This is a genomic window from Microcoleus sp. B13-B6 (assembly GCF_036705405.1).
Taxonomy (GTDB): Bacteria; Cyanobacteriota; Cyanobacteriia; order Cyanobacteriales; family Microcoleaceae; genus Microcoleus.
The window spans coordinates 19,774-45,001 of sequence record NZ_JAUBUJ010000033.1 but is presented as its reverse complement, the minus strand read 5'-3'; the positions used below and the strand labels follow the sequence as shown (position 1 = coordinate 45,001).

30 protein-coding genes are annotated in these 25,228 nt (G+C 44.5%); 22 read left to right on the top strand and 8 right to left on the bottom strand.

Annotated elements, in window-relative coordinates; all coding sequences use genetic code 11:
* Positions 1–85 precede the first annotated feature (85 nt).
* Genes QUB35_RS16910 through QUB35_RS16900 form a run of 3 tightly spaced genes read left to right on the top strand, consistent with a single transcriptional unit; the run spans position 86 to position 1,799 of the window.
* Complete coding sequence (locus QUB35_RS16910) at positions 86–475, top strand: type II toxin-antitoxin system RelE/ParE family toxin (protein ID WP_333142961.1); 390 nt, start codon at positions 86–88, stop codon at positions 473–475.
* On the top strand, positions 468–797 hold the full coding sequence (locus QUB35_RS16905) for a helix-turn-helix transcriptional regulator (RefSeq protein WP_333142960.1): 330 nt from the start codon (positions 468–470) through the stop codon (positions 795–797). Before QUB35_RS16910 ends, QUB35_RS16905 begins: the two co-directional genes overlap by 8 nt.
* 33 nt (positions 798–830) lie before the next feature.
* Positions 831–1,799 (top strand): alpha/beta fold hydrolase, encoded by a 969-nt coding sequence (locus tag QUB35_RS16900; protein WP_333142959.1) that lies wholly within the window; start codon positions 831–833, stop codon positions 1,797–1,799.
* Between the two features lie 28 nt (positions 1,800–1,827).
* Here the strand turns inward: QUB35_RS16900 and QUB35_RS16895 are convergent, their stop codons facing one another.
* Positions 1,828–2,010 (bottom strand): plasmid stabilization protein, encoded by a 183-nt coding sequence (locus QUB35_RS16895; RefSeq protein ID WP_333142958.1) that lies wholly within the window; start codon positions 2,008–2,010, stop codon positions 1,828–1,830.
* Positions 2,011–2,236: 226 nt separating this feature from the next.
* Positions 2,237–2,464, bottom strand: coding sequence for a hypothetical protein (locus QUB35_RS16890; protein WP_333142957.1), 228 nt, complete (start codon positions 2,462–2,464; stop codon positions 2,237–2,239).
* Positions 2,465–2,574: 110 nt separating this feature from the next.
* Between QUB35_RS16890 and QUB35_RS16885 the strand changes: the two genes are divergently transcribed.
* The gene (locus QUB35_RS16885; protein ID WP_333142956.1) at positions 2,575–2,763 is read left to right on the top strand and encodes a DUF433 domain-containing protein; all 189 of its coding nucleotides are present in this window, start codon (positions 2,575–2,577) and stop codon (positions 2,761–2,763) included.
* Between the two features lie 50 nt (positions 2,764–2,813).
* Here the strand turns inward: QUB35_RS16885 and cysS are convergent, their stop codons facing one another.
* Positions 2,814–4,358 carry a cysteine--tRNA ligase gene (cysS, locus tag QUB35_RS16880; RefSeq protein WP_333142955.1) on the bottom strand — a complete coding sequence of 515 codons (1,545 nt, stop codon included), beginning with the start codon at positions 4,356–4,358 and terminating at the stop codon, positions 2,814–2,816.
* A 71-nt stretch (positions 4,359–4,429) separates the two neighbouring features.
* Complete coding sequence (locus QUB35_RS16875) at positions 4,430–5,005, bottom strand: Uma2 family endonuclease (RefSeq protein WP_333142954.1); 576 nt, start codon at positions 5,003–5,005, stop codon at positions 4,430–4,432.
* A 127-nt stretch (positions 5,006–5,132) separates the two neighbouring features.
* Here QUB35_RS16875 and QUB35_RS16870 point away from each other — a divergent pair, with 127 nt between their 5' ends.
* The 4 genes from QUB35_RS16870 to QUB35_RS16855 all read left to right on the top strand — a co-directional run bounded on the left by QUB35_RS16870 (position 5,133) and on the right by QUB35_RS16855 (position 9,533).
* On the top strand, positions 5,133–5,423 hold the full coding sequence (locus tag QUB35_RS16870) for a type II toxin-antitoxin system Phd/YefM family antitoxin (protein WP_333142953.1): 291 nt from the start codon (positions 5,133–5,135) through the stop codon (positions 5,421–5,423).
* Positions 5,420–5,758, top strand: a complete 339-nt coding sequence (locus tag QUB35_RS16865) for a type II toxin-antitoxin system RelE/ParE family toxin (RefSeq protein WP_333142952.1) — start codon at positions 5,420–5,422, stop codon at positions 5,756–5,758. The genes QUB35_RS16870 and QUB35_RS16865 overlap by 4 nt, the downstream gene beginning before the upstream one ends.
* Positions 5,758–6,201 (top strand): Imm30 family immunity protein, encoded by a 444-nt coding sequence (locus QUB35_RS16860; protein WP_333142951.1) that lies wholly within the window; start codon positions 5,758–5,760, stop codon positions 6,199–6,201. The genes QUB35_RS16865 and QUB35_RS16860 overlap by 1 nt, the downstream gene beginning before the upstream one ends.
* Positions 6,202–6,371: 170 nt before the next feature.
* A complete protein-coding gene (locus QUB35_RS16855; protein WP_333142950.1) occupies positions 6,372–9,533 on the top strand; it encodes a CHAT domain-containing tetratricopeptide repeat protein in 3,162 nt (1,053 codons plus the stop codon).
* Here the strand turns inward: QUB35_RS16855 and QUB35_RS16850 are convergent.
* Complete coding sequence (locus tag QUB35_RS16850; protein ID WP_333142949.1) at positions 9,530–9,898, bottom strand: hypothetical protein; 369 nt, start codon at positions 9,896–9,898, stop codon at positions 9,530–9,532. The genes QUB35_RS16855 and QUB35_RS16850 overlap by 4 nt on opposite strands.
* 142 nt (positions 9,899–10,040) lie before the next feature.
* Positions 10,041–10,418 carry a hypothetical protein gene (locus QUB35_RS16845; protein ID WP_333142948.1) on the bottom strand — a complete coding sequence of 126 codons (378 nt, stop codon included), beginning with the start codon at positions 10,416–10,418 and terminating at the stop codon, positions 10,041–10,043.
* Positions 10,419–10,447: 29 nt separating this feature from the next.
* Between QUB35_RS16845 and QUB35_RS16840 the strand changes: the two genes are divergently transcribed.
* Positions 10,448–11,656 (top strand): ISL3 family transposase, encoded by a 1,209-nt coding sequence (locus QUB35_RS16840; RefSeq protein WP_333142947.1) that lies wholly within the window; start codon positions 10,448–10,450, stop codon positions 11,654–11,656.
* Positions 11,657–11,676: 20 nt separating this feature from the next.
* Here the strand turns inward: QUB35_RS16840 and QUB35_RS16835 are convergent, their stop codons facing one another.
* Both QUB35_RS16835 and QUB35_RS16830 read right to left on the bottom strand, forming a co-directional pair.
* A complete protein-coding gene (locus QUB35_RS16835) occupies positions 11,677–11,865 on the bottom strand; it encodes a hypothetical protein (RefSeq protein WP_333142946.1) in 189 nt (62 codons plus the stop codon).
* Positions 11,855–12,064 (bottom strand): ribbon-helix-helix domain-containing protein, encoded by a 210-nt coding sequence (locus QUB35_RS16830; protein ID WP_333142945.1) that lies wholly within the window; start codon positions 12,062–12,064, stop codon positions 11,855–11,857. Before QUB35_RS16830 ends, QUB35_RS16835 begins: the two co-directional genes overlap by 11 nt.
* Positions 12,065–12,147: 83 nt before the next feature.
* On the opposite strand from QUB35_RS16830, the gene QUB35_RS16825 reads away from it, so the two are divergent.
* The 13 genes from QUB35_RS16825 to QUB35_RS16765 all read left to right on the top strand — a co-directional run bounded on the left by QUB35_RS16825 (position 12,148) and on the right by QUB35_RS16765 (position 24,926).
* Complete coding sequence (locus QUB35_RS16825; protein ID WP_333142944.1) at positions 12,148–12,351, top strand: hypothetical protein; 204 nt, start codon at positions 12,148–12,150, stop codon at positions 12,349–12,351.
* 156 nt (positions 12,352–12,507) lie between these two features.
* Positions 12,508–12,777, top strand: a complete 270-nt coding sequence (locus QUB35_RS16820) for a hypothetical protein (protein ID WP_333142943.1) — start codon at positions 12,508–12,510, stop codon at positions 12,775–12,777.
* A gap of 32 nt (positions 12,778–12,809) precedes the next feature.
* The gene (locus QUB35_RS16815) at positions 12,810–14,174 is read left to right on the top strand and encodes a DUF4912 domain-containing protein (protein ID WP_333142942.1); all 1,365 of its coding nucleotides are present in this window, start codon (positions 12,810–12,812) and stop codon (positions 14,172–14,174) included.
* A gap of 165 nt (positions 14,175–14,339) precedes the next feature.
* Positions 14,340–14,462 (top strand): hypothetical protein, encoded by a 123-nt coding sequence (locus QUB35_RS16810; protein WP_333142941.1) that lies wholly within the window; start codon positions 14,340–14,342, stop codon positions 14,460–14,462.
* A gap of 323 nt (positions 14,463–14,785) precedes the next feature.
* Entirely contained in the window at positions 14,786–16,102 is a 1,317-nt protein-coding gene (locus QUB35_RS16805; protein WP_333142940.1) for an ABC transporter substrate-binding protein, read from the top strand.
* A 325-nt stretch (positions 16,103–16,427) separates the two neighbouring features.
* Positions 16,428–17,327, top strand: coding sequence for a sugar ABC transporter permease (locus QUB35_RS16800; RefSeq protein ID WP_333142981.1), 900 nt, complete (start codon positions 16,428–16,430; stop codon positions 17,325–17,327).
* Between the two features lie 239 nt (positions 17,328–17,566).
* Entirely contained in the window at positions 17,567–18,430 is an 864-nt protein-coding gene (locus QUB35_RS16795; protein ID WP_333142939.1) for a carbohydrate ABC transporter permease, read from the top strand.
* 211 nt (positions 18,431–18,641) lie between these two features.
* Positions 18,642–19,724, top strand: coding sequence for an ABC transporter ATP-binding protein (locus tag QUB35_RS16790; protein WP_333142938.1), 1,083 nt, complete (start codon positions 18,642–18,644; stop codon positions 19,722–19,724).
* Between the two features lie 324 nt (positions 19,725–20,048).
* Positions 20,049–20,408, top strand: coding sequence for a hypothetical protein (locus QUB35_RS16785; RefSeq protein WP_333142937.1), 360 nt, complete (start codon positions 20,049–20,051; stop codon positions 20,406–20,408).
* A gap of 571 nt (positions 20,409–20,979) precedes the next feature.
* Positions 20,980–21,417: a DUF3574 domain-containing protein gene (locus tag QUB35_RS16780; protein ID WP_333142936.1), complete on the top strand. Its 438-nt coding sequence runs from the start codon at positions 20,980–20,982 to the stop codon at positions 21,415–21,417.
* A gap of 162 nt (positions 21,418–21,579) precedes the next feature.
* Positions 21,580–21,783, top strand: a complete 204-nt coding sequence (locus tag QUB35_RS16775) for a hypothetical protein (protein ID WP_333142935.1) — start codon at positions 21,580–21,582, stop codon at positions 21,781–21,783.
* Positions 21,784–22,113: 330 nt separating this feature from the next.
* Positions 22,114–22,626: a hypothetical protein gene (locus QUB35_RS16770; RefSeq protein WP_333142934.1), complete on the top strand. Its 513-nt coding sequence runs from the start codon at positions 22,114–22,116 to the stop codon at positions 22,624–22,626.
* A gap of 275 nt (positions 22,627–22,901) precedes the next feature.
* Positions 22,902–24,926, top strand: a complete 2,025-nt coding sequence (locus QUB35_RS16765; RefSeq protein ID WP_333142933.1) for an ABC transporter ATP-binding protein — start codon at positions 22,902–22,904, stop codon at positions 24,924–24,926.
* Positions 24,927–25,228: the final 302 nt, after the last annotated feature.

The following is a 25,228-nucleotide window of genomic DNA, read 5'->3' as shown; positions in this document are numbered from 1 at the left end:
CAAAATTGAGTAATGATATTGTTGTCGATCGTGTCACTCTCTATTTTATGATAAACGATATGATATAAATAATATAATTAAGATTATGAAGTCGCTCTTAAAACCCGTTGAATGGATCGGCAGTTCCCGTGACGACTTGCGCGACTTTCCTGAAGATGTTCAGCAAATTATGGGTTTTGCTTTGTACCGCGCTCAACTGGGTAAAAAGCATCCTGATGCTAAACCGCTTAAAGGATTTAAAGGTGCTGGCGTTCTAGAAATTGTTGAGAATTTTGATGGCGACACTTACCGAGCGATATATACCGTAAAATTTGAAGGAATAGTCTATGTTCTTCATTCTTTTCAAAAAAAATCAAAGCAGGGAATTGCTACCCCCAAGCAAGATATAGATTTGATTGACTCTCGACTTAAGCGTGCCAAAGAACACTACAAAAAATATTTAGAACAGCAAGAATTGGAGGAACAAAATGACTGAAGAAATAAAAGTGCATTCCAGTAGTGGAAATGTTTTTGCTGATTTAGGGCTACCCAATCCAGAGGAATTACTGATTAAGGCAGAACTAGCTCATCAGATTAGTGAATTAATTTCGGAACGCCAACTAACCCAGAACCAAGCAGCAAAGCTATTAGGAATCGATCAACCTACACTCTCAGCATTGATGCGCGGTAAATTATTAGATTTCTCTACGGAACGCCTATTTCGTTTTCTCAACGCACTCGGCAGCAACGTAGAGATTAGGATTGCCCACTCGCCACCAAATGTTCAAGCTAAAACTCACATTGTCGTAGCATCATAAGTAAACAAACAAGTAAAAAATTAAAAGATTAATATGCAATCACCACCTTCAAATAAAGATTTGTCAACCCTTTCGTCTATAAAATCACCAACGCTGTTTTACGAATGGCAAAATTACCGTTGTGCTTATGAAGTTTATAACCCAACTACTGCGACAGAAGATAGCATCCCTTTGTTATTAATTCATCCGATAGGAGTTGGTTTGTCAAGAATCTTTTGGCATAGATTTTGTGAGAGTTGGTACAAAGCAGGGAACAGTAATCCGATTTATAATCCCGACCTTTTGGGCTGCGGCGATTGCGAAATGCCTGCTGTGGCTTGCTATCCAGACGATTGGGCGGCACAGTTGCAGTATTTCTTGGAAACTGTAGTGAAAAAACCTGCGATCGTCCTCGTACAAGGTGCTTTACTGTCTGTAGGCTTGGCTTTAGCAAAAATGCAGCAGGAAAGCGGCTCAAATTTAATTCGCGGCTTAGTCCTCGCAGGGCCTCCCGCTTGGGCTGTCATGAACAAACATTCGACAGAAAGACAGCAAAGGATTGTCTGGAATTTGTTAAATTCTCCCTTGGGAAATGCTTTTTACCGCTACGCCAGACGCGGTGAGTTTTTGCGTTCTTTTTCTGTGAAACAACTGTTTGGCGATGCGGCAAAAGTTGACAGCGAATGGTTGGATGCTTTGCAGGCTGGGGCGGCAAATCCTGACAGCCGTCACGCGGTTTTCTCGTTTTTAGCGGGGTTTTGGCGCCAGGATTATAGCGGTACGATTCAAAAGTTCGATCGACCTGCACTCATTGTGATGGGAGAAAAAGCCTCAAGCATCAGTCAAGCGGGTAAGGAAGAGAAACCCGATGAAAGATTAGCGCAATATTTGGCTAACTTTCCCAATGCGGAAGGTTTATTAATGCCGGGGCGCAATGTTTTGCCCTATGAATCCACCGCAGAATTTGTCGCGGCTGTTGCGGAGTTTGTGAACAAGTTAAATAAAAATTCAATTTCTTTATGAAGTGGTCGTCTAATAATAACTGACACAGTTAATAGACCTCATCATGTGTCCCAATATCGAGTAAAACAATGACTTCACTATTTGTTTCCGTATCTTCTTCAATCGAGAAAACGATACGACAATCATAGCCGCAAGAGCAGGACTGAAGACCGTCGAGTTTGCCGCCTAGTTTGTGGGTACCTAGGTTTGGAAAAAATACATCTGCTTCCATTTGTTGAAGAGATTCTTCAATACGTTGCTGGATCTCAGGATTTCGTTTGACTCACATCTTGCACCATTCTCAAGAACAGGCAAGATGCCTGTTCCACAAACAGTAGATTTTCTTGTGGAACAGGCATCTTGCCTGTTCCTAAAAAGCTTATTGATAATGGTGCAACATCTCAGTTCGACAAACTTGCGAAATGCTCGTTTGAATTTGGGAGTCAGAACCAGTTGTCTCATGCTTCCGGCTCGTCCAAAGACTGGCGTAATGTTGAAATAACATCCTCGGCTGACTGCTGTCGAAATTTGCCTGTACGGAAATCAGCTAAGGTTTGTTGAGCATCAGCAGCTATTTCCGCGCGGACACTCTCGCGGTGACGGTTTTGCAGGATTTTTATCAGCATTTCCTGCTGTTCGTAGGACAGTTGTAAAGCAGTTTCTAGCACTTGGTCGAGGGTATTCATAGAGTTAGGCTATTAGCTCTAATGTTGAACAAATTGCGAAGTTGAGTAAATTGTATCGCTTATTCAAAGACTAGGCTACACTAAAAAAATGTACTAAACTCGGTTTTGTCATGAGCGACAACATCATTACAATTGAAGCAGGTAAACGCAGTGGAAAGCCTTGCATCAGGCGAATGCGAATTACCGTTTATGATGTGTTGGGTTGGCTGGCTGCGGGAATGTCTCATGCACAGATTATGGACGACTTTCCAGAGTTGACGGAGGAAGACATTAGAGCGTGTTTAGAATTCGGCGGTTGAAACCGCTTCTTGTCAAACAAAGTCTGCCTCCGCAGACTATGAATTTAGTTTCAACTCCGGTGCCAGATGGTTGTACCATCCTTTTGATCGATCAGAGTAATGCCCCGATCCTTAAGTTCGTTGCGAATGCGATCGCCCTCAGCGAAATTCTTAGCTTTCCGGGCATCTTTCCGTTGCTGAATCATCGCCTCAATCTCCCCATCACTCAAACCATCAACAGCATCATTGCTATCACTTTCCGGCTGAACTTCTAAACCCAAAACCCCCGCCAAACTCACCAATGTCAGCCATTTTTGCTGCAACAAATCCGGCGAAGTTTCTGTTTTTCCATGATGCACTAAAATATTGCCTTCTTTGGCCAATTCCTTAGCCAATTCAAACAAAATCGTCACAGCGCCGGGAGTATTGAAATCATTGTCCATCGCTGATTGGAATTCCTGCACAGCTTTGCTATCCTGTCCAGTTTTCTCAACGTCCCAATTCAGTTGAGAACCGTAGCGCAGCCCAAACAGCAAACCTTCATTGATGGTATTCCAGCCATTTCTAGCGCTAGCGATCGCCTCTTCGGTAAAATCAATTTGACTGCGGTACTGCGCCATCAACACAAACAGCCTCACCGCCATCGGTTCCACCGCTTTTGACTTCTGACTCCCCCCCTGCGTAGGGGCGGTGCCCCCGTGCCCGCCCTGGGCTGCGGGGGGGTTAGATTCCAAATCGCCCGACCAATTCCCATCCAACAAATCGCGAATTGTAATAAAATTGTGCAAAGATTTCGACATCTTTTTGCCATTGACAGTCACAAAAGCATTGTGCATCCAATAATTAGCAAGTGACTTGCCAGTCGCGGCTTCAGATTGAGCAATTTCGTTTTCATGGTGCGGAAAAGTTAAATCGGAACCGCCGCAGTGAATGTCAATTGTTTCGCCCAAGCAATCGCGCACCATCGCCGAACATTCGATGTGCCATCCGGGGCGACCTTTTCCCCAAGATGAATCCCAAGCAGGTTCTCCGGGTTTAGCGCTTTTCCACAGGGCAAAATCAGATGAATCTTGCTTTTTTTGAGCTTCTATTTCTGCGGTTTCCAATCTACCGCTAGCCCCGGCTTGCATTTCTTCCAACTTGCGGCCGGAAAGTTTTCCGTAATCGGCAAACTGCCTCACCTTGTAGTAAACGTCGCCACCGGAAGCATAGGCATAACCTTTATTTTCTAATTCGTGAATCAGCCGTTTAATGCCGTCGATTGTATGGGTGGCGCGGGGATATTCATCGGCCCTGAGAATATTCAGCTTGTCCATATCTACGAAATATTCATCGATGAAGCGTTGCGCCACGGCTTCCATTGTGGAATTTGTTTCGCGGGCGCGGTTGAGAATTTTGTCGTCAATATCTGTAAAATTCTGCACGTAGCGCACATCGTATCCTCGCCACATCAGATAGCGGCGCACCATGTCCCAAACAATGTAAGCGCGGGCGTGGCCGACGTGGCAGTAATCGTACACCGTAACGCCGCAGCAATACATCCGCACCTTTCCTGGTTCGAGGGGTTCAAAAGGTGATTCGCGACGGGTCAAGCTGTTGTAAAGCGTTAGGGGCATGGGATTTGAGATTTGGGATTGAGGTACTGCTCTAATTTATTATATTGCGGTTGGTGAATCTTTCGCTGTCGCTACCAAACATCTGTTAAATCTAAGACAAATCCCGGCAATACATCTTCCCCGGACAAAGTTGTGGGATTATCTAATATTTCCACATCCCGATTTTGTCTGTATATTTCGACTTTCTGATTTTTGCGATCGATTAACCACCCCAAACGAGCTCCATTCGCGATGTATTCCCGCATTTTTTCTCGCAATGGTTCCATGTTGTCCGATTTAGAGCGCAATTCTACAACAAAGTCTGGACAAAGGGGAGCGAAACCTTCTTGTTCTTTGGGTGTGAGAGTTTGCCACCGTTCTAATTTAACCCAGGAAGCATCAGGGGAGCGATCGGCACCATTGGGCAGTTGAAAACCGCTAGAAGAGTTAAATGCTACTCCCAGCTTGGTTTGGCGATTCCACAGCCAGAGTTGTCCTTCAATATCTAGGTTTCGATTGCCTGTCTCGCTTCCTGTGGGGGGCATAACAATTAATTCTCCTGTAGCTGTTCTCTCTAGTCTTAACTCACGGTTGACGGCAGCAATTTGCTGGAACTGTTCGTGAGTTACTTTGAAGGTTTGGGGAATGGTAATGGTGTTGTTGAACATATTGTGCGGCCTCGCGATGGCTATTATCTATTCTATCGTGTCACAGTCTTTTTTACTTTCAAAATTAGATTGACAAACTCCGAAGGTATAGTTTAACATTAAATTAGATGCTAATTTAATGTTATTTATGATAAACCTTTCAAAAGACATACATTCTCTCACGGATTTTAAACGCAATACCACTGAGTTTGTGCAGCGGATCAAGCAAACCAAACATCCTGTGGTTCTAACTGTCAACGGGAAAGCTGAGTTAGTTGTTCAGGATGCTGAATCCTATCAGAAGCTTTTAGATGCGTTTGAGTTATTGGAAACTTTAAAGGGAATTAAACTGGGGTTGGAACAAAGCTCGCGAGGCGAAGGGAAAAAAGCCGAAGATTTCTTTAATCAACTGCTTGATAAGTTAGACAGTTCCCCATGAATCAGAAATATCAAGTCATTATCCAACCCGCAGCGCAAAAAGCCATTGAGGAAGCCTATTTTTGGTTAAGTAATCATTCTTCTCTGAAGGCTAGAACTTGGTTAGAAGGATTGTATAAAGCTACTTTATCGCTAGAAAATATGCCTTCTCGTTGTTCATTAGCATTTGAGAATAGTTTTTTTGACGAAGAAATCAGACAACTGGTTTACGGCAAGGGACGAAATGCCTATCGGATTCTGTTTACGATTGTTGATGATAGCGTTCAGATTATTTTTGTGCGACACGCTGCTCAAAAACCGATAATAGGTGAATCAGACGAGGAAGGTAATAGTTGATGAAAAAAAAAATCTGGATTAGTATTTTAGAAGCGAAGAAATTGATGCGCTCGGCTGATGAAGTTATAGCTTTTGAAAATGCTTTAGCCTCACTTGCCGAGCGTCCTCAAGATAAAGATTTGCCAGATTTACATCTGATTTTAGACGATCGCTGCGAACAGCCAGAAGTCATGTTTGGTTTGATTCATTTTCTAGAATCTTTTGATGTGTCAGCACAGATTCAAGCGTTTGTTACAGTTGTACCGCAATTAATGCTCGTTGCTTCGGAATGGACTAGAATCCTCCACAGCCGCATTTTAAATGATGATGAGGCTTGTCGTTTGTATCGAGATATTTTGCATTTATTGAACTCCCAACAACCTAGTTTTGCTCGTCAATTGCTCGAAGAAAGCGCTAGTTACCATTTAAACAAGCGGGCGGCAAAATTAGAGTTAGCTAGGTAAGATCGATTATTATACAGGATTTCTGAGAAACCCGACTTTTGCCAGAATTCGGGTTTTTGGATGCGTAGTAGCAGCAACTAAGGCCCCCTGTAGGGAATATTATTTTGCATCCCGAAAAAGTGCAAATCCTGATGTAGAAAATAACATCACTACTCCGAATATCGCCCACAATGGATGAAAGCCACCGTCAAGCCTATCTGCATCTGATCTATTTGTTATTAAATTGTCCGACTGAAGATGAAGCAACAGAGATTTTGAATGCTAACTCAGAGTTGGTTGATGATGGGTTAGTGCAAATGATGCTACAAGTTGCTGACTATCTGGCACAGCAGGGGGATGAGAATAACGCTACTTGGTTGCGAAATTGGGCTTCTCATTTGGGTGAGATGATTGCCAACTCTTCAGCGGCAACATCCCTAGAGGTGTATTTTGATTTCTTGATGGAGGTATTGCAGGCAACTCAAGATAGCAAGGGAAACCAGCAGGTGGTGTACCAACTGCTGCAAGATAACCTAGATAAATTGGATGATGACTTTGCCTCTGCATTGCGAGATTGGACAACAGCGAAACTGTCAGAGGTGAAATCAGAAGAAGCACAATACATTGCGGCGATTATTGGTACTTTTAGCAACTGGATTTATGAGTTCCCTCTGGGGAGTGTAGCTAACAATTTGGAGATTGCGATCGCAGGTCATGAAGTTGTGGCTATTGTCTTTACTCGCGAAGCCTCTCCTCAAGGTTGGGCAGCAACTCAAAATAATCTGGCTAATGCCTACTCAGACCGAATCAAAGGAGACAGGGCAGAGAATTTAGAAGTGGCAATTAGCTATTATCAATTCACACTTGAGGTTCACACCCGCGAAGCCCTTCCCGAAGATTGGGCAATGACTCAACATAATCTTGGCAATGCCTACTCATACAGAATCAAAGAAAACAGGGCAGAGAATTTAGAAGTCGCAATTGGCTATTATCAAGCTGCACTTGAGGTTCACACCTGCGATGGCTTTCCCCAATATTGGGCAATGACTCAAAATAATCTTGGCTATGCCTACTATGAGAGAATTAAAGGAGACAAGTCTGAGAATTTAGAAGTTGCAATTAATCATTGCCAAGCTGCACTTTCTGTTTACGCAGGCGAAGCTTTTACTCAAAGTTGGGCAGCGACTCAAAATAATCTTGCTAATGCCTACTATGAGAGAATTAAAGGAGACAAGTCTGAGAATTTAGAACTCGCAATTGGCTATTATCAAGCCGCACTTTCGGTTTACAATTGTGAGGCTTTTCCCAACAAATGGGCATTGATTCAACATAATCTGGCTAATGCCTACCGTGATAGAATCATAGGAGACAAGGCAGAGAATTTAGAAGCCACAATTGGCTATTGCCAAGCAGCACTTTCTGTTTACAACCGCGATGCTTTTCCTCAAAATTGGGCATTGACTCACAACAACCTGGGTATTGCCTACTTATACAGAATTACAGGAGATAAGGCAGGAAACTTAGAAGTGGCTATTGGCTATTGCCAAGCCGTACTATCAGTTTTCAATCGCGAAGTATTTCCCCTAGATTGGGCAATGACTCAACATAATCTGGCTGCTGCTTACTTTAACAGAATCACAGGAGACAAGGCAGAAAATTTAGAAGTGGCAATTCGCTATTACCAAGCAGCACTTGAAGTTTACACCCGTGATGCTTTGCCCCAAGATTATACCGAAACCTTATTTAACCTTGGACTTGCCTACCAACAAATAAACCAGCAGCCTCTTGCCTATGATGCCTTTGCCACTGCTATTGAAACAGTGGAATTTCTGCGTAGCGAGATAGTCTCTGGAGATGAATCTAAGCAAAAACTAGCTGAGGAATGGAACAAAAGCTATCAATCTCTGGTGGAAGTGTGCCTAGAGATGGGCAATTACACCGCAGCGATTGAATATGCCGAACGCAGCAAAAATCGTAACCTAGTTGAACAAATCCTCACCCGTGATTTACATAACATTTTCCCCCCAGAAGCTGTCACAGAACTAGAACAACTTCGAGACGAAATTGCTACTAATCAGAACAAAATCCAGACTGGTAAAACCGATAACCCAGAAACTATAGCGCTACATCTTGTGCAGTTACGACAGCAGCGCAACGACTTACAAAACCGCTATCTACCCATCGGTTCTGGCTTCAACTTTGACCACTTTCAGGCAACTTTAGATGACCACACTGCAATTATCGAGTGGTATATCACTCGTGAAAGCTTCCATACATTTATCTTTACCCACCACAGCCCGCAACCCTTCGTTTTGTCTGCCACCATCGATGACCGAAATGCTTTGGTATATTGGGCTAATGCTTATATAGATGATTACTACGAGCAAAAAGACAACTGGATGACTCAGCTAACTCCGCGACTCAAGGAATTAGCAAAGATATTGCACTTGGATGAGATTCTTTCCCATCTTCCCAAAGATTGTCAGCAGCTAATCCTCATCCCCCATCTGGCCTTACATCTTTTCCCCCTTCATGCTTTACCAGTCGGTGAATTGTGCCTCCTCGATATTTTCCCCAAAGGTGTCAGCTATGCACCGAGTTGTCAGCTATTACTACAAGCACAAAAACGACAACGCCCCGACTTTACCCACCTATTTGCTGTTCAAAATCCTACTAAAGACCGTCCCTATGTTGATTTTGGAGTTGAAGCTATCCGTCCTTATTTTCAGCCGAATGACTATGTTCTCCCTGGAGACAAAGCAATAAAAGCTAGCCTCATTCAATCAGAACAACTACGCTCTGCCCACTGCTTCCACTTCTTCGGTCATGCTACATTTAACTTTGAAAAATCAGCTCTAATTTTGGCGGATGGACACCTGACGCTGGGAGAAATCTTTGCTCTAGACTTAAATCAATGTCGCCTGGTTATCCTCTCAGCTTGTGAAACTGGCATGACAGATTTTAACAGCATCAGCGATGAGTATATCGGTTTACCAAGTGGTTTTCTGTTTGCAGGTAGTCCTAGCGTCGTCAGTACCCTTTGGGAGGTTGATCAACTGTCTGCTGCTTTTCTGATGATTGAGTTTTATGAAAACCTGAGAAAATATAAACAGTTAGAAGAGGGAGATATTGCGATCGCCCTCAACCTAGCACAGAAACGGCTACGGGATTTAACTGTGGACGAATTTAAAAAAAGCCTGATTAAATACAAGCCTCTAATTGATGAAATCCTTAGTAAACTGCCAAAAGTAGAGCGTAGGAAAGCTGAGGCCTCAATAACATATCGCCTATCTCAAGCATATCCCTTTGCTCACCCTTCCGATTGGGCAGCCTTTACAGCTACAGGAATCTAAGCTTCAGACTCTGACGACTCGCAAAACTTATTAACACCTATTTTAGTCACGTTGATAGCAACTAAGGTTGCTAAATTAGCAGGAAACGGCATAAAATCTCTCAAATCCTTGAATAATTCTAGTAAATCACCTGTGTATTTGCTACAGATAACTTTTCGTGCTTTCTCGGTTAACTTGTCTAAATAACTTTGGTCTGACTCTGCCAGAGTGGATTTTGTGTATCCCGACTCAATTGCTAACACTTCTGCTGCATCTTCTAAACTGTTATCACAAGCTTCAACTTCGTCAAGTGCAGCTAATGCCTCTGGATCGCTCGCCAATTCAGAGCGATATTGTGCAATTTGTTCTGATGTAAGTATGGTCATTTGAGGCTGACTCCGTAAAATGTGATTAATGCTTTTTACCTTCACTCCTCCACCAGCTACTGCCGGAAGTTTTCCAGTTTGTCATATTCCCAAAGACAAATATATCTATTCTCAAGCGATCGCTAATTTTTAAATCGAGCGGTTATGCTGGAACGATCGCCTCTTGAAGATGGATAATATTTCCCTCGGAATTTAAGATATAAAACCATTCCCTCGGAATGATAGTTTGATTCAGTATTCTGAGATGATGGCTCAACTCTTCAATAGAGAATGTTTCTACATAAGTGACAGTTTTTGTATCGCAGGGTTTGAGGCGATCGTTTTCTCCAATGTAGCGACCCTCACCAACATAGCCTAAACTTGACAAAAGTTCTTCTACTTCGGGTTCAATGATGGGCATACTTAAGTCGTCATCTGGGTAATCGACAAAAATAGCAATTTTACCTGTTGCCGGAACTTCTAGTTCTGGAGAAGTCCAACCCTGTTTATAGTCCCAAACAATTGTATCTTTAGTCTTCATCTTCGCCTCCTGGGAAAATACACTGCCAAATGGGCTCTCCTGACTTTATGGTGTATAATGTAACAAACAATACATTTATTCTCATGGACTTTTATTTGGATTATATATTAGACTTGCCTGGAGTGAAGGTTGAAAGTTGTACTCAAATTGATGGAAAAATTTTATTAGGACTGAGAATTGTAGGAGAAAGTATGGTTTGTCATCACTGTCAAAATTATACCGAACAATTGCATCAGAATCGACCAATCTTAGTAAGAGATTTGCCAGTGTTTGGTCGTCCTGTGTATTTAAAAGTCCCGCGACGGCAGTTTTACTGTCCTAATTGCCAACGATATCCCACAGAAAAAGTAGATTTTTTGGACATTAAAAGACGGCATACTCAACGATACGAACAAAATATTTATGAGCGTGTCAAACAATCGAGCATGGAGCAAATTGGACGAGAAGAAGGACTGAGTTATGACGAAATAAAAGGAATATTTGAGCAGACAAATAAGCAGAAAAAAAAACCGAATTGGGAACAGGTTAAACGAATTTGTCTCGACGAAATAAGTATGCGGAAAGGTCAAGGAAATTTTGTGACTGTTGTTGGGGACATTTCCGAAGGTAATTTAATTGAGATGATTGATTCTCATCGCTGTGAAGAAATCATTGAAGTCCTTATGCAACAAGCAATTGAGGTTCGAGAGCAAGTTGAGGAAGTGAGTGTTGATATGTGGGGAGGGTTTCCTAAAGTTATCAAAAAAGTATTTCCCAACGCCAAAATTATTATCGATCGTTTTCATGTGATGAAAGTAGTTAATAAAGATTTGAATAAATTACGCAGAGCAGCCGGAATAACAGATAGGAAAAGTAAATATTTATTGTTAAGTAATCGAATAAACTTGAATCCTCTTCAGATTGATAAATTAGAGATGGCACTAGGTAAATCAGAATGCTTGAGAATTGCGTATGAGATGAAAGAAAAATTTAGAAAAATATATGAGACTAATTTGACCGTCAAAGAAGGGCAGGCAAAAATTAAAGAATGGCTAAATCATGCACAAGTATTTTTTAGAGAATCTGCATCAACGAGTGAAAATCATTTTGAGGGTATTTGCAACTACTTTCTTAATCGCACAACAAGTGGAGTTATGGAGGGAATCAACAATCGAATTAAGTTGATAATGCGCCAAGGATATGGCTTTTCTAATTTTAATAATTTCAGGAATCGCGTATTAGCTTGCTTCTCTGATTAGATAAAATTATAACCACAAGTTCAGGAGAGCCGCCAAATGTTTTTCTGAAAGTGTTGAACGGCGAGTAACTTCCGTCCTTTTGCTTCTTCTAAGCAACGTTCAACTGCTTTTTTTCTGGTTCCTGCTACAACGGATTCGGTTTGAGGACTCCCCATACGCTGGATTTCATCTTCAGGATCTTCGAGATAGCCCCGTGGGTTAGTTGTCATTGTCCAAACCTTCCTGCTGCTGTTGACGGGAGCAAAGTGCTTGATCGATCAGCTTGGCGACTATCCAAGAAACCGATCGCTCTTCTGAGGCTGCCCACGCCTCTAAAGCGACTTTCTTTTCTTTGGGGATGTATACCGCTATCAACTCCCGCTTGCGTTTTCCACCCACGAGTTCTTTTTCTTTTAATTCTATAGACATTGTATCTTCTATCTTGGATTTTACTTTGCTACTATATGCTATAGTAGCATATAGTATGAGCGCGCCAACAAAAATTTAATCCCTTGGTGACAGGAAGTGATGGAGAGAAAAGCATCGGGAGAATAGTTGGCTGGAAGTGCGATCGAATTCCTAAAGATATAGATATTGCATACGGATCGCCCCCACCCTCCAAACCCATCAAAAGCCCCCTATCCCATTGGTCATCAAATCCTGACATTCGCTTCAACACCGATCCCCCAAACCTCCCGAATGTCAAGATTCCCTGACAAAGTGATCCCCAAAATCACGAAAATGCGTATAAGTACCCAGAATTGAGGGAAAAGACCCCTTGACCCGATCGCAACTTGTCTGCAACATTAAGTCATGACAAAGCGATCCCAAAGAAATGCTTCGATTAAGCAGCACTGGGAGTCGAATAGCGCGTGTGCTGCCAGCACAGCGTTGCTAGCAGCACCGATCGCACTCACAAAATCGATCTTGTCAATCAAGAATCGACAGAAAAGTTTTATTTAGATCGGACGGTGCGCGCAGAAGCCAAGAAGTCACAACCCTCGATCGCATTGGGGAAAAGACAAGCTAAAAACAATCAAGGCTTCAAAGGTTGGAGAGATTTGGAAGCTCGATCATATTTGCATTTAAAAGAGTTTCTAACTCAAAAAGTCAACACATTTGTGTTGAAACGAAAAATCTAACCCGCCATCCTAAATTAGTGGAGAACAAACTCATGGCAAAAGAACGCCCACCATTAGAAGAGATGACTTTGCGACAACTCCGCAGAGTTGCTAGCGAATGTGGAGTCTCTCGCTACAGCCGGATGCGGAAATCGCAACTTCTGGCATCAATTCAAGAAATTCAGCGCACCAAATTTTCATACAGTCCATCTCGCAAACTAGAGGCACAAGAAGCAGTGGAAGCAGCAAAGTTTGAACTCGGTCAAGAAGATAGAACCGGCGGTTCTTTGTCATCTGTAGATGAAGGTTTAGCAGATTTGCCCAACGGCTACGGCGAAAGCCGGGTGGTTTTAATGCCCCGCGACCCAGAATGGGCCTACACTTACTGGGACATTCCCAACGATCGCAAAGAAGAATTGCGTCGCCAAGGAGGACAGCAACTCGCCCTGCGGATCTACGACGTTACAGATGTTAACCTCGACATTCAAAGCCCGCACAGCATTCAAGAATATCCCTGCGACGAATTGGCGCGGGAATGGTACGTGCCAATCCCCGTGAGCGATCGGGACTACGCGATCGACATCGGCTACCGCTGTGCAGATGGCCGCTGGCTGGTATTAGCTCGATCGGCCGAAGTCCGGGTTCCTCCCGTCTATCCCAGCGACTGGATTGAAGATCAATTCATCACCCTCGACTGGGAAGAAGAATTGCAGGGCAAAACCTTCGCGGAACTGGTTCCTCCGGCCAAGAAACTCGCAAAAGCAGTCAATGGCGGTGGTTACAGCACCAGCAACGCCATCTACGAACAAATCTTCGGCATGGCAGAATCTGCAGAAGCCCTGCGCGTAGCGGGTTCTGTCTTCGGTTCCATGCAGCACGTAGCCGGTTCCGTCCAGCAAGTCGGCATCCACGAACAAGCTCTCAGTTCCTACGTGTTCCCCTCCGGCGTCGGAATGTGGGCGGCTCCCACCATGTCCGGCCTCACCGCGTCGGGTGTCGGTATGTCCGGCCTCACCGCGTCGGGTGTCGGTATGTCCGGCCTCACCGCGTCGGGTGTCGGTATGTCCGGTCTCACCATGTCAGGTTTCGGTATGTCCGGTGTCGGTATGTCGGGAGTTGGCTTCGCCGCCCCGATGCGCCCCCGCCAGTTCTGGTTAGTTGCTGATGCCGAACTGATCGTCTACGGCGCCACCGAACCCGACGCTACCGTCTACGTAGGCGGACAGCCGATTAAACTCAATGCTGACGGCACTTTCCGCTTCCAGATGTCTTTCCAAGACGGCTTAATCGACTATCCGATTTTTGCAGTAGCAGCAGACGGCGAACAAAACCGCGCCATCCACTTGAAATTCAACCGCGAAACCCCAGAACGGCGCACCAATACCAAGCAGGATGCTGTTGTGGAATGGTTGGGCTAATCGCTCGCGGTCGATCGATCAATGGGTGATAATGCAGGTTTGTGCCAATTTTTTAACCATCACAAGGCATAGCCTCAGCCGACCCTGATTTGTTAAGGTTAATCCCAGACAACAACCCATAACACCCCCTATACACCGTTCTCCTGTTTTGAGGAGCGGTGTTTTTTGTATTTAGAAGGAAGAAGTTCGGCAACGGATTGTGTAACGGATGTAACGGATGTAACGGATGTAAAGGATAGAAGGAAGAAGGAAGAAGGAAGAAGGAAGAAGGAAGAATTATTTATTTAAATGTTCTCAATAGACTTGAATTGCATAAATCTTTGATAGAAGGATTAACCGCAGATTACAGGCAGATAAACACAGATAAACGCAGATAATCTCAAGATAGTTGATGATTTTTGTAATAGGTTTAATATCTATCTGTAGATAGATGTTGATTTAACTCGCCATCTAATCAGTTTAATCAAAATTTGCATTCTTCACTCAAGGATTATTAAGTAAGCTAAAGTTTACTTAAACTTTTATTGCACAAACTCGGTAAATCCAGCGAAACAAAAGAAAGCGAGTTATGAGAGAAAGAAGGCGATCGCACCGCCATTTCTCAAAAACAAATGCAAAAAATAAATTCCCCGCAGCAACGAAGCCAGAAGCGTCCCCGTCTTTTAGCCTTATTCGCTGTCACATTAGCGACAGTCTTACTTTTATTTATTCTGCCGGCACTGACTCAACAGCCAGTCGTGATTACCATGTTAATGCAAGGTCAAGACCTTGTTAACTGGAAACCCTTTGTCAAAGAATTTGAACAGAAAAACCCCGACATTCGCATCAACCTCATAGAAGGGCCTTTTGACAGCAACCTCATAGAAAATCTTTACACATCTGCCTTTCTTTTAGGCGAATCGCCCTACGACATCATCAACATGGATATTGTCTGGGTTCCCAAATTTGCAGCCGCAGGTTGGGTAAGCGATTTGACAGACAGAATTCCCCCCGAACAACTATCAAAATTCATCCAAGGTAACGTCGAAGGCGGGCGCTATCGGGGCAAACTTTACCGAATTCCCCACGCTTCCGATGCCGGAATGCTTTATTACCGCAAAGACATTTTAGAACAAGCGGGGATTCCAGCCCCGAAAACTTTTGAAGAGATGGTAAAAATCTCTCAAAACTTGCAAAAACAGGGAAAAGCAACTTGGGGTTATCTGTGGCAAGGTAAACAATACGAGGGAGTATCTGCGATGTTTGTTGAAGTGCTCTCCGGTTTCGGCGGCTTTTGGGCTAACCCGCAAACTTTTGAAGTTGGCTTAGATAAACCAGAAGCAATTAAAGCAGTGGAATTTCTCAAAAATACGATCGCCTCTGGCATTTCTCCTCCGGGTGTCACCACCTACGGCGAAGAAGAAACCCGGCTGTTGTTTCAAAATGGCAAAGCGCTGTTTTTGCGAAACTGGCCCTATGTTTGGAAGCTGGCAAATGCCGAAGGATCGAATGTTAGAGGCAAAATTGCGATCGAGCCAATGCTCAGCAGTATCGGCCAAACAGGCGGTTCCTGCTTGGGCGGCTGGGGCTGGGGAATTGCCAAAACCTCAAAACATCCAGAACAAGCGTGGAAAGCAATTAAATACCTTACCAGCGAGGAAACCCAGCGCAAATTTATTATACAAACCGGTTTAGTTCCCAGTTACAAATCCCTATTTACCAACAAAGAAATAGTCGCCAAATATCCCCACTACCCGCAACTGCTAAAAGTAGTGGAACGATCAGCTTTGCGCCCGCCCCTGGCACAATACGCTCAAGCTTCTGATATTTTGCAGCGTTATTTGAGTTCAGCTTTTACCGGGAGAATGAGTGCAGAACAAGCAATGAAAGCTGCCGCTAGCGAAACTCGCAATTTATTAGGCAGTTTAAAACAACCCAAAGCTTCGTAAATTTGACATCTTGCCTCTGTCAGAAACAGGCAAGATGCCTGTTCCACAAAGAGTTAGAAACAGGCAAGATGCCTGTTCCACAAAGAGTTAGGAACAGGCAAGATGCCTGTTCCACAAAGAGTTAGAAACAGGCAAGATGCCTGTTCCACAAAGAGTTAGGAACAGGCAAGATGCCTGTTCCACAAAGAGTTAGAAACAGGCAAGATGCCTGTTCCACAAAGAGTTAGGAACAGGTAAGATGCCTGTTCCACAAAAAAATAATTCAATTGTGAGGAGTAGGGGGTGGGCTTCTAGCCCGCCCCAAAATAAATTAAAGGTGAGAAATATGCAATTAGACAAGATGCGACAGCGCGAACAAAAAACCGGGTGGATATTAGTAGCACCAGCTTTGATAATTCTGATGCTAGTATTTGCTTACCCAATATTGCGCGCTTTTTGGCTGAGTTTATTCACCCAAAACCTCGGTACAGAATTAAAACTGGTTTTTTCCGGTTTTGCTAACTACAGTCGAATGTTAGGTGACGGGCGTTTCTGGCAAACTTTAGGCAACACCACAGTATTTACTGTCGCCTCTGTTGTGCTGGAATTAATTCTCGGTATGGGAATTGCCTTAGTCTTAAATCAATCCTTCGCAGGGCGCGGCATTGTTCGCACAATCTCCCTGCTACCTTGGGCGCTGCCGACTGCATTGATGGGAGTAGCTTGGGCGTGGATTTTTAACGATCAATACGGCGTAATTAACGATGTTTTGATGCGTTTGGGATTGATTCAAAATAGCATTAGCTGGCTGGGAGATCCGACTTTGGCAATGATGGCAGTGATTACAGCGGATGTGTGGAAAACTACGCCCTTTGTCAGCTTGCTTTTGCTAGCGGGATTGCAATCGATTCCCGGTGATTTATACGAAGCACACGCGATTGACGGCGCTAGTAGCTGGCAGAGTTTCCGTCAAGTTACTGTGCCCCTGTTGATGCCCCAAATTGTGATTGCTATGCTGTTTCGATTTGCCCAAGCTTTCGGCATTTTTGACTTGATTCAGGTGATGACGGGAGGGGGGCCGGCGGGGGCAACTGAGACGGTTTCTATCTACATTTACAGCACGGTAATGAGGTATTTAGACTTTGGGTATGGGGCTGCTTTGGTGGTGTGTACTTTTTTGCTGTTAGTGGCAGCAGTTGCGATCGCCGCTTACCTGTTATCGAGAGCCCGCGCCAGTCAATTTTAGATTTGGGATTTTAGATTTTAGATTGGTACTGGTTAAGTTAGTTTGCGATCGCACACAGAGCCCAGAAACCGGGTTTCTTCGTAAATTTCTCGTGACTGTTCACAAAACTCATAGAAACCCGGTTTCTCGCCGCACAATCCTATTTCTTGAAACTCTTGTGGGGTGTCCAGGAAAGCCCGCCCAGAAAGTTAAATCTAAATGCAGAACAACTTAGCACGTTCCTTTAATTGGTATAAATTATGTCGATCGCCCGCGAACAACCCACCAAAAAAACCTTTGACATCCGGCAATTAATCTTGGCAATCTCAGCGATATTAATCGTCGCATATTTTCTCGCACCCATTATCTGGCAAGTGCTAACTTCATTCAAAGTAAATGCAGATATTTCAGCGATTCCCAACGTCTACATTCCCAAACGAATTACTTTCGAGCATTACCTGTCGCTGTTCCAGCGTCGCCCGTTTGCACTTTACATATTAAATAGCGCTTTTGTTTCCATTACTTCAACATTGCTGTGTTTAGCAGTAGGCGCTCCCGCAGCTTACGCTTTAGCCCGGTTGCGGCTGTGGAGCGAGAGAATCATCCTGGCAAGTGTGACGATTGTAACCCTATTTCCGGCGGTGCTGCTATTTTTGGGACTGCTGGAAATTGTCAAAGCTTTGGATTTAGGCAATAATTATTTAGCATTAATTATTCCTTACACAGCGATCAATCTGCCGCTGACAATTTTGGTGATGCGGAGTTTCTTTCAACAGTTGCCAAAAGATTTGGAAGATGCGGCTAAAGTTGACGGATACAACACTTTTCAAATGCTGTGGCAAATCGTGCTACCGATGACATTTCCAGCTTTAGTCACAACGGGAATTTTGACATTTATTTCAGCTTGGAACGAGTTTATATTTGCACTAACATTTATGACTCGCGAATCTCTAAAAACAATCCCCGTTGCCACGGCTCAACTCAGCGGGGTGTCAGTATTTGAGATTCCTTACGGGCCGATCGCCGCAGCTACCGTTTTGGGAACTTTGCCCTTGGTTTTGCTGGTTTTGGTGTTCCAGCGGCGCATTGTTCAGGGTTTAACAGCCGGGGCGGTAAAAGGATAGTTTAGAACTCGTTCCTAGGCTCTGCCTGGGAACCGATATCTAGAGGCTCTGCCTCGCTTTTTAAACAGGAAAATTGGAGGCAGAGCCTCCGGATATGCGTGACCAAGCAGAGCCTGGTAACGAGTAAACAATCAACAGTCAACAATCAACAGTCAACAGTCAACAGTCAACAATCAACAGTCAACAGTCAACAGTCAACACTTTAAAAATCATGGCAAAATTGCAACTCAAAAACCTCAATAAAACCTACAGCCCTAAAGTTGTTCCCGTGAAAGACATTAGTTTGGATGTCAGCGAAGGGGAATTTCTGACTTTGTTGGGGCCGTCAGGGTGTGGCAAATCTACGACGCTGCGCTTAATTGCAGGGTTGGAACAGCCGACTAGAGGCGAGATTAGAATTGGCGATCGCGATGTCACTTATCTCAGACCGGGCGATCGCGATATTGCAATGGTTTTTCAAAGTTACGCGCTGTATCCGCACATGACAGTATACGAGAATATGGCATCGAGCCTCAAACTTCGCAAAATCTCCTCCAGCGAAATCAATCGGTTAGTGACAGAAGTTGCAACATCCCTCGGATTGACAGAATTAATCGATCGCAAACCAGGAAAACTATCAGGCGGACAGCGGCAGCGAGTCGCCCTTGGCCGCGCATTAGTGCGCCAACCGGAAGTATTTTTGCTCGACGAACCTTTGAGCAATCTCGACGCATTATTACGAGAAAAAGTTAGGGCTGAACTCAAACAATTGTTTTCCTCTCAAAAAGCTCCTGTAGTTTACGTCACTCACGACCAAACCGAAGCAATGACGCTTTCTACAAAAGTCGCAGTTCTCAACAGCGGCAGCGTCCAGCAGCTAGATCCGCCACACTTAATTTATACTCGTCCGGCAAATCAGTTTGTAGCCGGTTTTGTGGGCAGCCCGCAAATGAATTTGCTAGTGCTTAAATGCCAGGGCAATTTTGCTGTGTTGGGGGATTTTCGAGTTCCACTCCCAAATATACCTACTGTGCCGCCAGAAATTGTGTTGGGAATTCGCCCGGAACACGTCGGCTTTGCAGATGTAGAGGCCGGCAATATGTCGGCCCCAGAGGCAATTAAAGGTGAGGTTTTTTTAGTGGAAAACTTGGGGATGCAAAATTTAGTTAGCGTCCGAGTTAAAGGTGTGGAGTCAGTAACGGTGCGGGCTTTGCTGCCAAATGACCGCCACTGGAATTCTGAAATTGTAGAGCTGGTTTTTCCGCCTCAGTTGCTGCACTGGTTTGACGTGAAAACGGGCGATCGCTTGCAATAAGAATTTGCGCTGCAGAGCATGATTGATTAAAAATTCTCTAACCCTGTGCTGAAAAATATTGTTTTTACTTCTAACTAAGTTATGACTTTAGTTAGAGGTAGAACTCTTTGGCTGCTGTTAACGTGATAATCATGTGTGAAAAAACTAATTGGCTGACACATAGGTGGCGTGTTTACCAGATTTAATCGCTAACCTATAACTCTATTTATCTGGTTAATAGCAAGTTGAAGCTAAATTGGCTTCCCCTCGCGTTAGCTGCTGATTTTGGAGCCAGTCTATTAGATGAAAAAATGTTCAAAAATATCACCAATAAACTTAGGGAGTATGACCCAGATGAATTTGATTTCCACAGCCATTGCTCGCATCAGTTCCCTGCTTAAGGGCTTTCAAATCAAGAGTTTTTTGAGTGTTGTCCTAGTCGGTTTTCTGCTGCTAACAACAAATGTTGATTCCGGAAGCAGTAACAAAGGTTTTGGCGCGCAAGCCAGCTCAAAGGCTGATCTAAACAATCCTGAAAGACCCCAAACAACACGGGAATGGAGGCAAGAAGCTCGCGAAACCTCAGACTCTCCGGGCGAACGAGTTCAGAAGATTGGGCAAGAGGCAGGAGCAGCCGTGAAAGAAATGGGGGAGATGTACCAAGACACTGCTAAGAGAAGTGTCCGCGAATTAAAGGATAACTAGCTCCACCTAAAAAAATATAACACTGAGAAACCTGATTGCTTTAAGGGCGCAGCCAAGAGTTCTCGCCCTTCCGGGTTTCTGAACACCTGAAAAGTTTGACGTTTAAAATAGGTTGAGCTAGTTAAGCTGCTGTGCATCTAATTTGACAGTCAATTTTTCTACAATTATTGTGGGACGGGCATCCTGCCCGTCTCTGTATTCAATTTAGATGCGTAGCAGCTTAATACGACAGACGCAATCAAGTAGGCGATCATAAATAAACTAGAACAGACGCTCAAAAACCCAGTTTCTCAGGTGAAACTGGGTTTTTGAGTTGGAAGTCTTTTATGTTAAATTAAATCAAATTTGCGTTAAAAACCCGTTGATCAGACTCGGTGGTTAAAACTGAGATATTGCAGTAAGCTGAAGTGCATTTAAATTGTAGAGTCAAATTTAAGAAAAGTCTTGTGGGGTGGGCGTCTCGCCCGCCCAAAAAATACAATTTAGATGCCCAACAGCTTATTCTCTATCAGCATTTCAAGGGCACGCTAGAAACAACGGCCCACAATATAGAAGTTCCGCGTAATTCCTGATGAATAAACATCTTAACAGTCTTTGCTTGACCGGCCTGCTGTTCATCCTGCCTGTTTGTCCGGCCACAATTGCCCACGCTCAAATTCCCGAAACTTCGGATACTAATGCCAAGCAAACAAATCTCCTCAAAGATGAACTGTATTTTGGCTTAACAAAACCTGGAGGCGAGACCATTTCTGAATCCGAATGGCAGGAGTTTGTCAAGGCGGTTATTACCCCTCGCTTTCGGGAAGGGCTAACCGTATTAGAGGGCTCCGGGCAGTTTCTCAACAGTTCTGGAATTCTGATTAGAGAAAACTCTAAAATAGTTATTTTAATTTATGAAAGTAGTCCGGCCAAGAATCAAGCTATTCATGAAATTATCGAAATTTACAAGCGCACTTTCCAGCAAGAGTCAGTGCTGCGGGCAACCAGCGAAGTTAAGGTTTCTTTCTGATCCGGTCATCGAATCAGCGTATTTATGATATTATTTGTGGTAATCAAGGTCATACCCTCAAAGATAAGTAGGGTGCGGGTGCAAGCAAAATCATAATTTTTGGGTATCGATCGCACACTGCAAAAAATCGCTAGAAAAACCTGCCCGGGAGAAAACAAAAACATGATGAACGACGGCAACCAAAAAGCTGAAGCGCCTGAAAGCGAGGATGCACAAAATTTGTCCGGCATGGCGAAAGCTTTTATTGTGAGCATGGCTTGGTCTTACGCAGAGGCATTGGAGCGAATGAAACGATCGCGAAATCCACAGGAAGCCGCGCCGGAATCTCCGACAGAACAAGTCGAACCCGATACTGAAAAAAATTAATGAAAGACTATTAATGCGATCGATTTGCCAAACTATCTGGGAGTGCGATCGAACGCAATAGTCAATTAGCTGTTTTGAGTGAAGAACAATCTACTCAGAACAGCGAACTGTGCAGCTTAAGCCGAATTTGTATTGGATTTTACAATAAAAAAAACTGAAAGCCCCGTGACGCTTCAACAAGCTCAGGAAAAGCTTTAGTCGGGGGATGACAACTGCGTTGCAGGTTGGAACCGCAACCTATATCTATCCTTAAAAGGGATTTAAACTAAATAAAGTACGGTTTTACCGCTACAGTGTACAAAACAAATAACCAATTTTTAGATCGGTCTCATGTCTAATTCAAAAATGATTGGTAAAGCGATCGCAGGTGGCCTTTGCTTCGGCATCCTCGCCAGCTTCACCGCTTCACACGGCCCCGCATCCGCAGCAGCACCAATAATTGCCCAAGAAACAGCAGCCCCGGCCGCTAGCAGCATCGACCAGCAACTCCTAGGCCAATGGCAAGGCACAGTCGCCTCCGGTCAGTCTTTCACCTTCGTCTTTGCCCCAGAAGGCAAATTGTTTCTCATGGCGAAAGGCCCCGACGGAGCCGCCCGCGCCAAAGAAATGAGGTACAAAGTTAATCTCGGTGAAAAACCGATGCACATTGATGTCGGCCTCAGCAGCACAGAAACCGTTCAGACTGTTTTTGAATTGACTCCCGAAGGTCAAATGCGGCTTCAGTTGCAAGGCACTAATCCCGGACAGGCCAGACCTAATTCCTTAAACGAGCAGGCAACCGTGTTTAAAAAGGTCTCCGAGGCCACTGCACTGCCTGCTGACACTCAAATCATCGGTTTTTGAGGAAAATTGCAGGCAGAAGGCACTTATCGCAATTGTCAATTATTGAGTCAGGTACTGATTGGGATTTTCGATTTTCGATTTTCGATTGGGGAATTGGTAAGAAAGCCGGCGAGTACCTCACCTGATTGAGAGCCGCTATCTATAACTAGCCCTGAGTTTTCAGATTGCCACGCTTCGCGAGGATCGAAGCAATCTTAAAACTTTCCCCGTGCCTTCTGCCTTCCACAGGCCCTGCTACAATCCACTTAATCTCCATTTAACTGCCATAGACCTCCATGAGTGAAACCGTTCTAGAAGTTCGCAACCTGCGGGTTCAATTTCAATCTGCGGACGCAGGCGATGCGTCTGCAACCGTCAAAGCGGTTGACGGCATTTCCTTTGAGGTCAAGCGAGGGCAAACTCTGGGCATCGTGGGAGAGTCGGGGTCGGGAAAATCGGTAACATCCCTGGCTGTGATGGGTTTGCTGTCGAGTTCGTCAACGAAAATCGATGGCGAAATTTGGTTTTCTCCGACAAAAGACAGCGCTAGCAAGGGGCCTGTGAATCTGCTGGAAATGCCGGACAGGGAAAAACAAACATACCGCGGCAGCCAGATTGCAACGATTTTTCAAGAGCCGATGAGTTCGCTAAATCCCGTTTATACGATCGGATTTCAACTCACAGAAGCCATTTGTTTGCACCAACAGGTGTCGCAGACAGAAGCGCGGCGCCAAGCTGCTTCTCTGCTGCAAGAGGTGAAGCTGCTACCGGGCGACGATGAGCTCAGGCAGCGGTGTTTGGCTTTGCGGCAAGAAGCGGTTCGGGAGGACGATCGCGATTTGATGCAGCTCGTCAACGGCCAAAAACAAGCTATGCTCGATCGCTATCCCCACGAACTCTCAGGCGGTCAAATCCAGCGCGTGATGATTGCAATGGCCATTTCTTGCAATCCAACTTTATTAATTGCTGATGAACCTACCACGGCTTTGGACGTAACCGTGCAGGCAACAATCTTAGCTTTGCTGCGGGAGTTGCGCGACTCTAGAGGCATGGCAATGATTTTTATTACCCACGATTTGGGCGTCATTGCTGAAATTGGCGATACGGTGGCGGTGATGTACCGAGGCAAGATTGTTGAGTGCGGTGCGATCGAACAAATTTTCAGCAATCCCCAACATCCTTACACAAAAGGTCTGTTAGCTTGCCGCCCAACTCTCGATCGGCAAAGGCGCCGCTTGCCGACAGTTTCCGATTTTATGGATGTCACCACAAATGCTAGCGGCGAATTAGTAATTGTCCAGAAAAATGCCGATTTAGACGGCGACAACAGCGGGGGAAATCCCGCTTTTGCAACAGGAAAACCGCCTCGGCTGCCGAATATTTCCGAGCCTTTGCTAGCTGTTGATAACTTGCGAGTCGGTTTTCCGGTGCAGGGAATGTTTGGCGAAACTAAACGCTTATTTATGGCGGTCAACGATATTTCTTTTGAGGTTTACCCTGGCGAGACTTTGGGTTTGGTGGGTGAGTCTGGCTGCGGCAAATCTACTTTGGCGAGGGCTTTGCTGCAATTAATTCCGATCGCCAGCGGTAAAGTGTTTTTTGAAGGTCAAGAAATTACGCCTCCTGCGAAAAGTAGTTCGGCATCGCAGTGGATGGCTAATTATCGGATGAAAAAAGAGTACGATCGCAAATTGCGATGGCTGCGGCGGGATCTGCAAATTATTTTTCAAGACCCTTTTAGTTCTCTCGATCCGCGCCTGAATGTTGGGGATGCGGTGATGGAACCGATGGTGATTCACCGCTTTGGTAAGAACCAGAAAGAACAGCGCGATCGCGCTGCTTATTTGTTGGATAGAGTGGGTTTAAATCCCGATTTTATGCGGCGCTACCCTCACGAGTTTTCGGGCGGACAGCGGCAGCGAATTTGTATTGCTAGAGCTTTGGCTTTGAATCCTAAGTTTATTATTTGCGATGAGTCGGTTTCGGCATTAGATGTGTCGGTGCAGGCGCAAGTTTTAAATTTGCTGAAGGAGTTGCAAACAGAGTTTGGACTGACTTATATTTTTATTTCTCACGATTTGAGCGTGGTCAAGTTTATGAGCGATCGCGCGATCGTCATGAACAAAGGTAAAATCGAGGAAATTGGCACTGCCGAGCGCATTTACCGCCAACCGCAGCAAGCTTACACGCGGCAACTCATAGCTTCTATTCCGGCGGGAAATTTGGAGCGAATTCGGCAACAGCAATTAGGCCGCAAATCTGCTTTGGGTGCTGTGGCGCCTTGGCCCCCATCGCCTGCAGATGAATCACAACAAAATTGATATCTAGTGTTTTAAACTCGTATCAATTACCAATTGGCCGTTACCAATTACTAATTAGCCCTTACGCGCGAAAATAGGAGTGCAACGAAAAAATGCTACCAATATTTTTGTCATTTTATCTTCAGAAATCCGCAGTTTATCTTTATTTTAACTTCATAATTTATTGTCAAATTCAACCTGCTTGAACTTGACTAATATTCCGGGTTGTTCAACCCACAGCCAGCGCGATCCACGCAGTATTTTCATACATCAAACCCGGTCATTCCTGGACGAAAAAAGTGGTATAACACGCTACTATAACG

Bases quoted from the DNA above. Each gene is read 5' to 3' on its own strand.
- QUB35_RS16845 (WP_333142948.1), bottom strand. From the start codon at position 10,418: ATGAAGACTAAAGATACAATTGTTTGGGACTATAAACAGGGTTGGACT.
- QUB35_RS16830 (WP_333142945.1), bottom strand. From the start codon at position 12,064: ATGTCTATAGAATTAAAAGAAAAAGAACTCGTGGGTGGAAAACGCAAG.
- QUB35_RS16910 (WP_333142961.1), top strand. From the start codon at position 86: ATGAAGTCGCTCTTAAAACCCGTTGAATGGATCGGCAGTTCCCGTGAC.
- QUB35_RS16835 (WP_333142946.1), bottom strand. From the start codon at position 11,865: ATGACAACTAACCCACGGGGCTATCTCGAAGATCCTGAAGATGAAATC.
- cysS (WP_333142955.1), bottom strand. From the start codon at position 4,358: ATGCCCCTAACGCTTTACAACAGCTTGACCCGTCGCGAATCACCTTTT.
- QUB35_RS16890 (WP_333142957.1), bottom strand. From the start codon at position 2,464: ATGAATACCCTCGACCAAGTGCTAGAAACTGCTTTACAACTGTCCTAC.
- QUB35_RS16855 (WP_333142950.1), top strand. From the start codon at position 6,372: ATGGATGAAAGCCACCGTCAAGCCTATCTGCATCTGATCTATTTGTTA.
- QUB35_RS16885 (WP_333142956.1), top strand. From the start codon at position 2,575: ATGAGCGACAACATCATTACAATTGAAGCAGGTAAACGCAGTGGAAAG.
- QUB35_RS16840 (WP_333142947.1), top strand. From the start codon at position 10,448: ATGGGCTCTCCTGACTTTATGGTGTATAATGTAACAAACAATACATTT.
- QUB35_RS16870 (WP_333142953.1), top strand. From the start codon at position 5,133: ATGATAAACCTTTCAAAAGACATACATTCTCTCACGGATTTTAAACGC.
- QUB35_RS16775 (WP_333142935.1), top strand. From the start codon at position 21,580: ATGATGAACGACGGCAACCAAAAAGCTGAAGCGCCTGAAAGCGAGGAT.
- QUB35_RS16815 (WP_333142942.1), top strand. From the start codon at position 12,810: ATGGCAAAAGAACGCCCACCATTAGAAGAGATGACTTTGCGACAACTC.
- QUB35_RS16770 (WP_333142934.1), top strand. From the start codon at position 22,114: ATGTCTAATTCAAAAATGATTGGTAAAGCGATCGCAGGTGGCCTTTGC.
- QUB35_RS16790 (WP_333142938.1), top strand. From the start codon at position 18,642: ATGGCAAAATTGCAACTCAAAAACCTCAATAAAACCTACAGCCCTAAA.
- QUB35_RS16850 (WP_333142949.1), bottom strand. From the start codon at position 9,898: ATGACCATACTTACATCAGAACAAATTGCACAATATCGCTCTGAATTG.
- QUB35_RS16860 (WP_333142951.1), top strand. From the start codon at position 5,758: ATGAAAAAAAAAATCTGGATTAGTATTTTAGAAGCGAAGAAATTGATG.
- QUB35_RS16900 (WP_333142959.1), top strand. From the start codon at position 831: ATGCAATCACCACCTTCAAATAAAGATTTGTCAACCCTTTCGTCTATA.
- QUB35_RS16895 (WP_333142958.1), bottom strand. From the start codon at position 2,010: ATGGAAGCAGATGTATTTTTTCCAAACCTAGGTACCCACAAACTAGGC.
- QUB35_RS16805 (WP_333142940.1), top strand. From the start codon at position 14,786: ATGCAAAAAATAAATTCCCCGCAGCAACGAAGCCAGAAGCGTCCCCGT.
- QUB35_RS16905 (WP_333142960.1), top strand. From the start codon at position 468: ATGACTGAAGAAATAAAAGTGCATTCCAGTAGTGGAAATGTTTTTGCT.
- QUB35_RS16865 (WP_333142952.1), top strand. From the start codon at position 5,420: ATGAATCAGAAATATCAAGTCATTATCCAACCCGCAGCGCAAAAAGCC.
- QUB35_RS16875 (WP_333142954.1), bottom strand. From the start codon at position 5,005: ATGTTCAACAACACCATTACCATTCCCCAAACCTTCAAAGTAACTCAC.
- QUB35_RS16780 (WP_333142936.1), top strand. From the start codon at position 20,980: ATGAATAAACATCTTAACAGTCTTTGCTTGACCGGCCTGCTGTTCATC.
- QUB35_RS16765 (WP_333142933.1), top strand. From the start codon at position 22,902: ATGAGTGAAACCGTTCTAGAAGTTCGCAACCTGCGGGTTCAATTTCAA.
- QUB35_RS16800 (WP_333142981.1), top strand. From the start codon at position 16,428: ATGCAATTAGACAAGATGCGACAGCGCGAACAAAAAACCGGGTGGATA.
- QUB35_RS16785 (WP_333142937.1), top strand. From the start codon at position 20,049: ATGACCCAGATGAATTTGATTTCCACAGCCATTGCTCGCATCAGTTCC.
- QUB35_RS16795 (WP_333142939.1), top strand. From the start codon at position 17,567: ATGTCGATCGCCCGCGAACAACCCACCAAAAAAACCTTTGACATCCGG.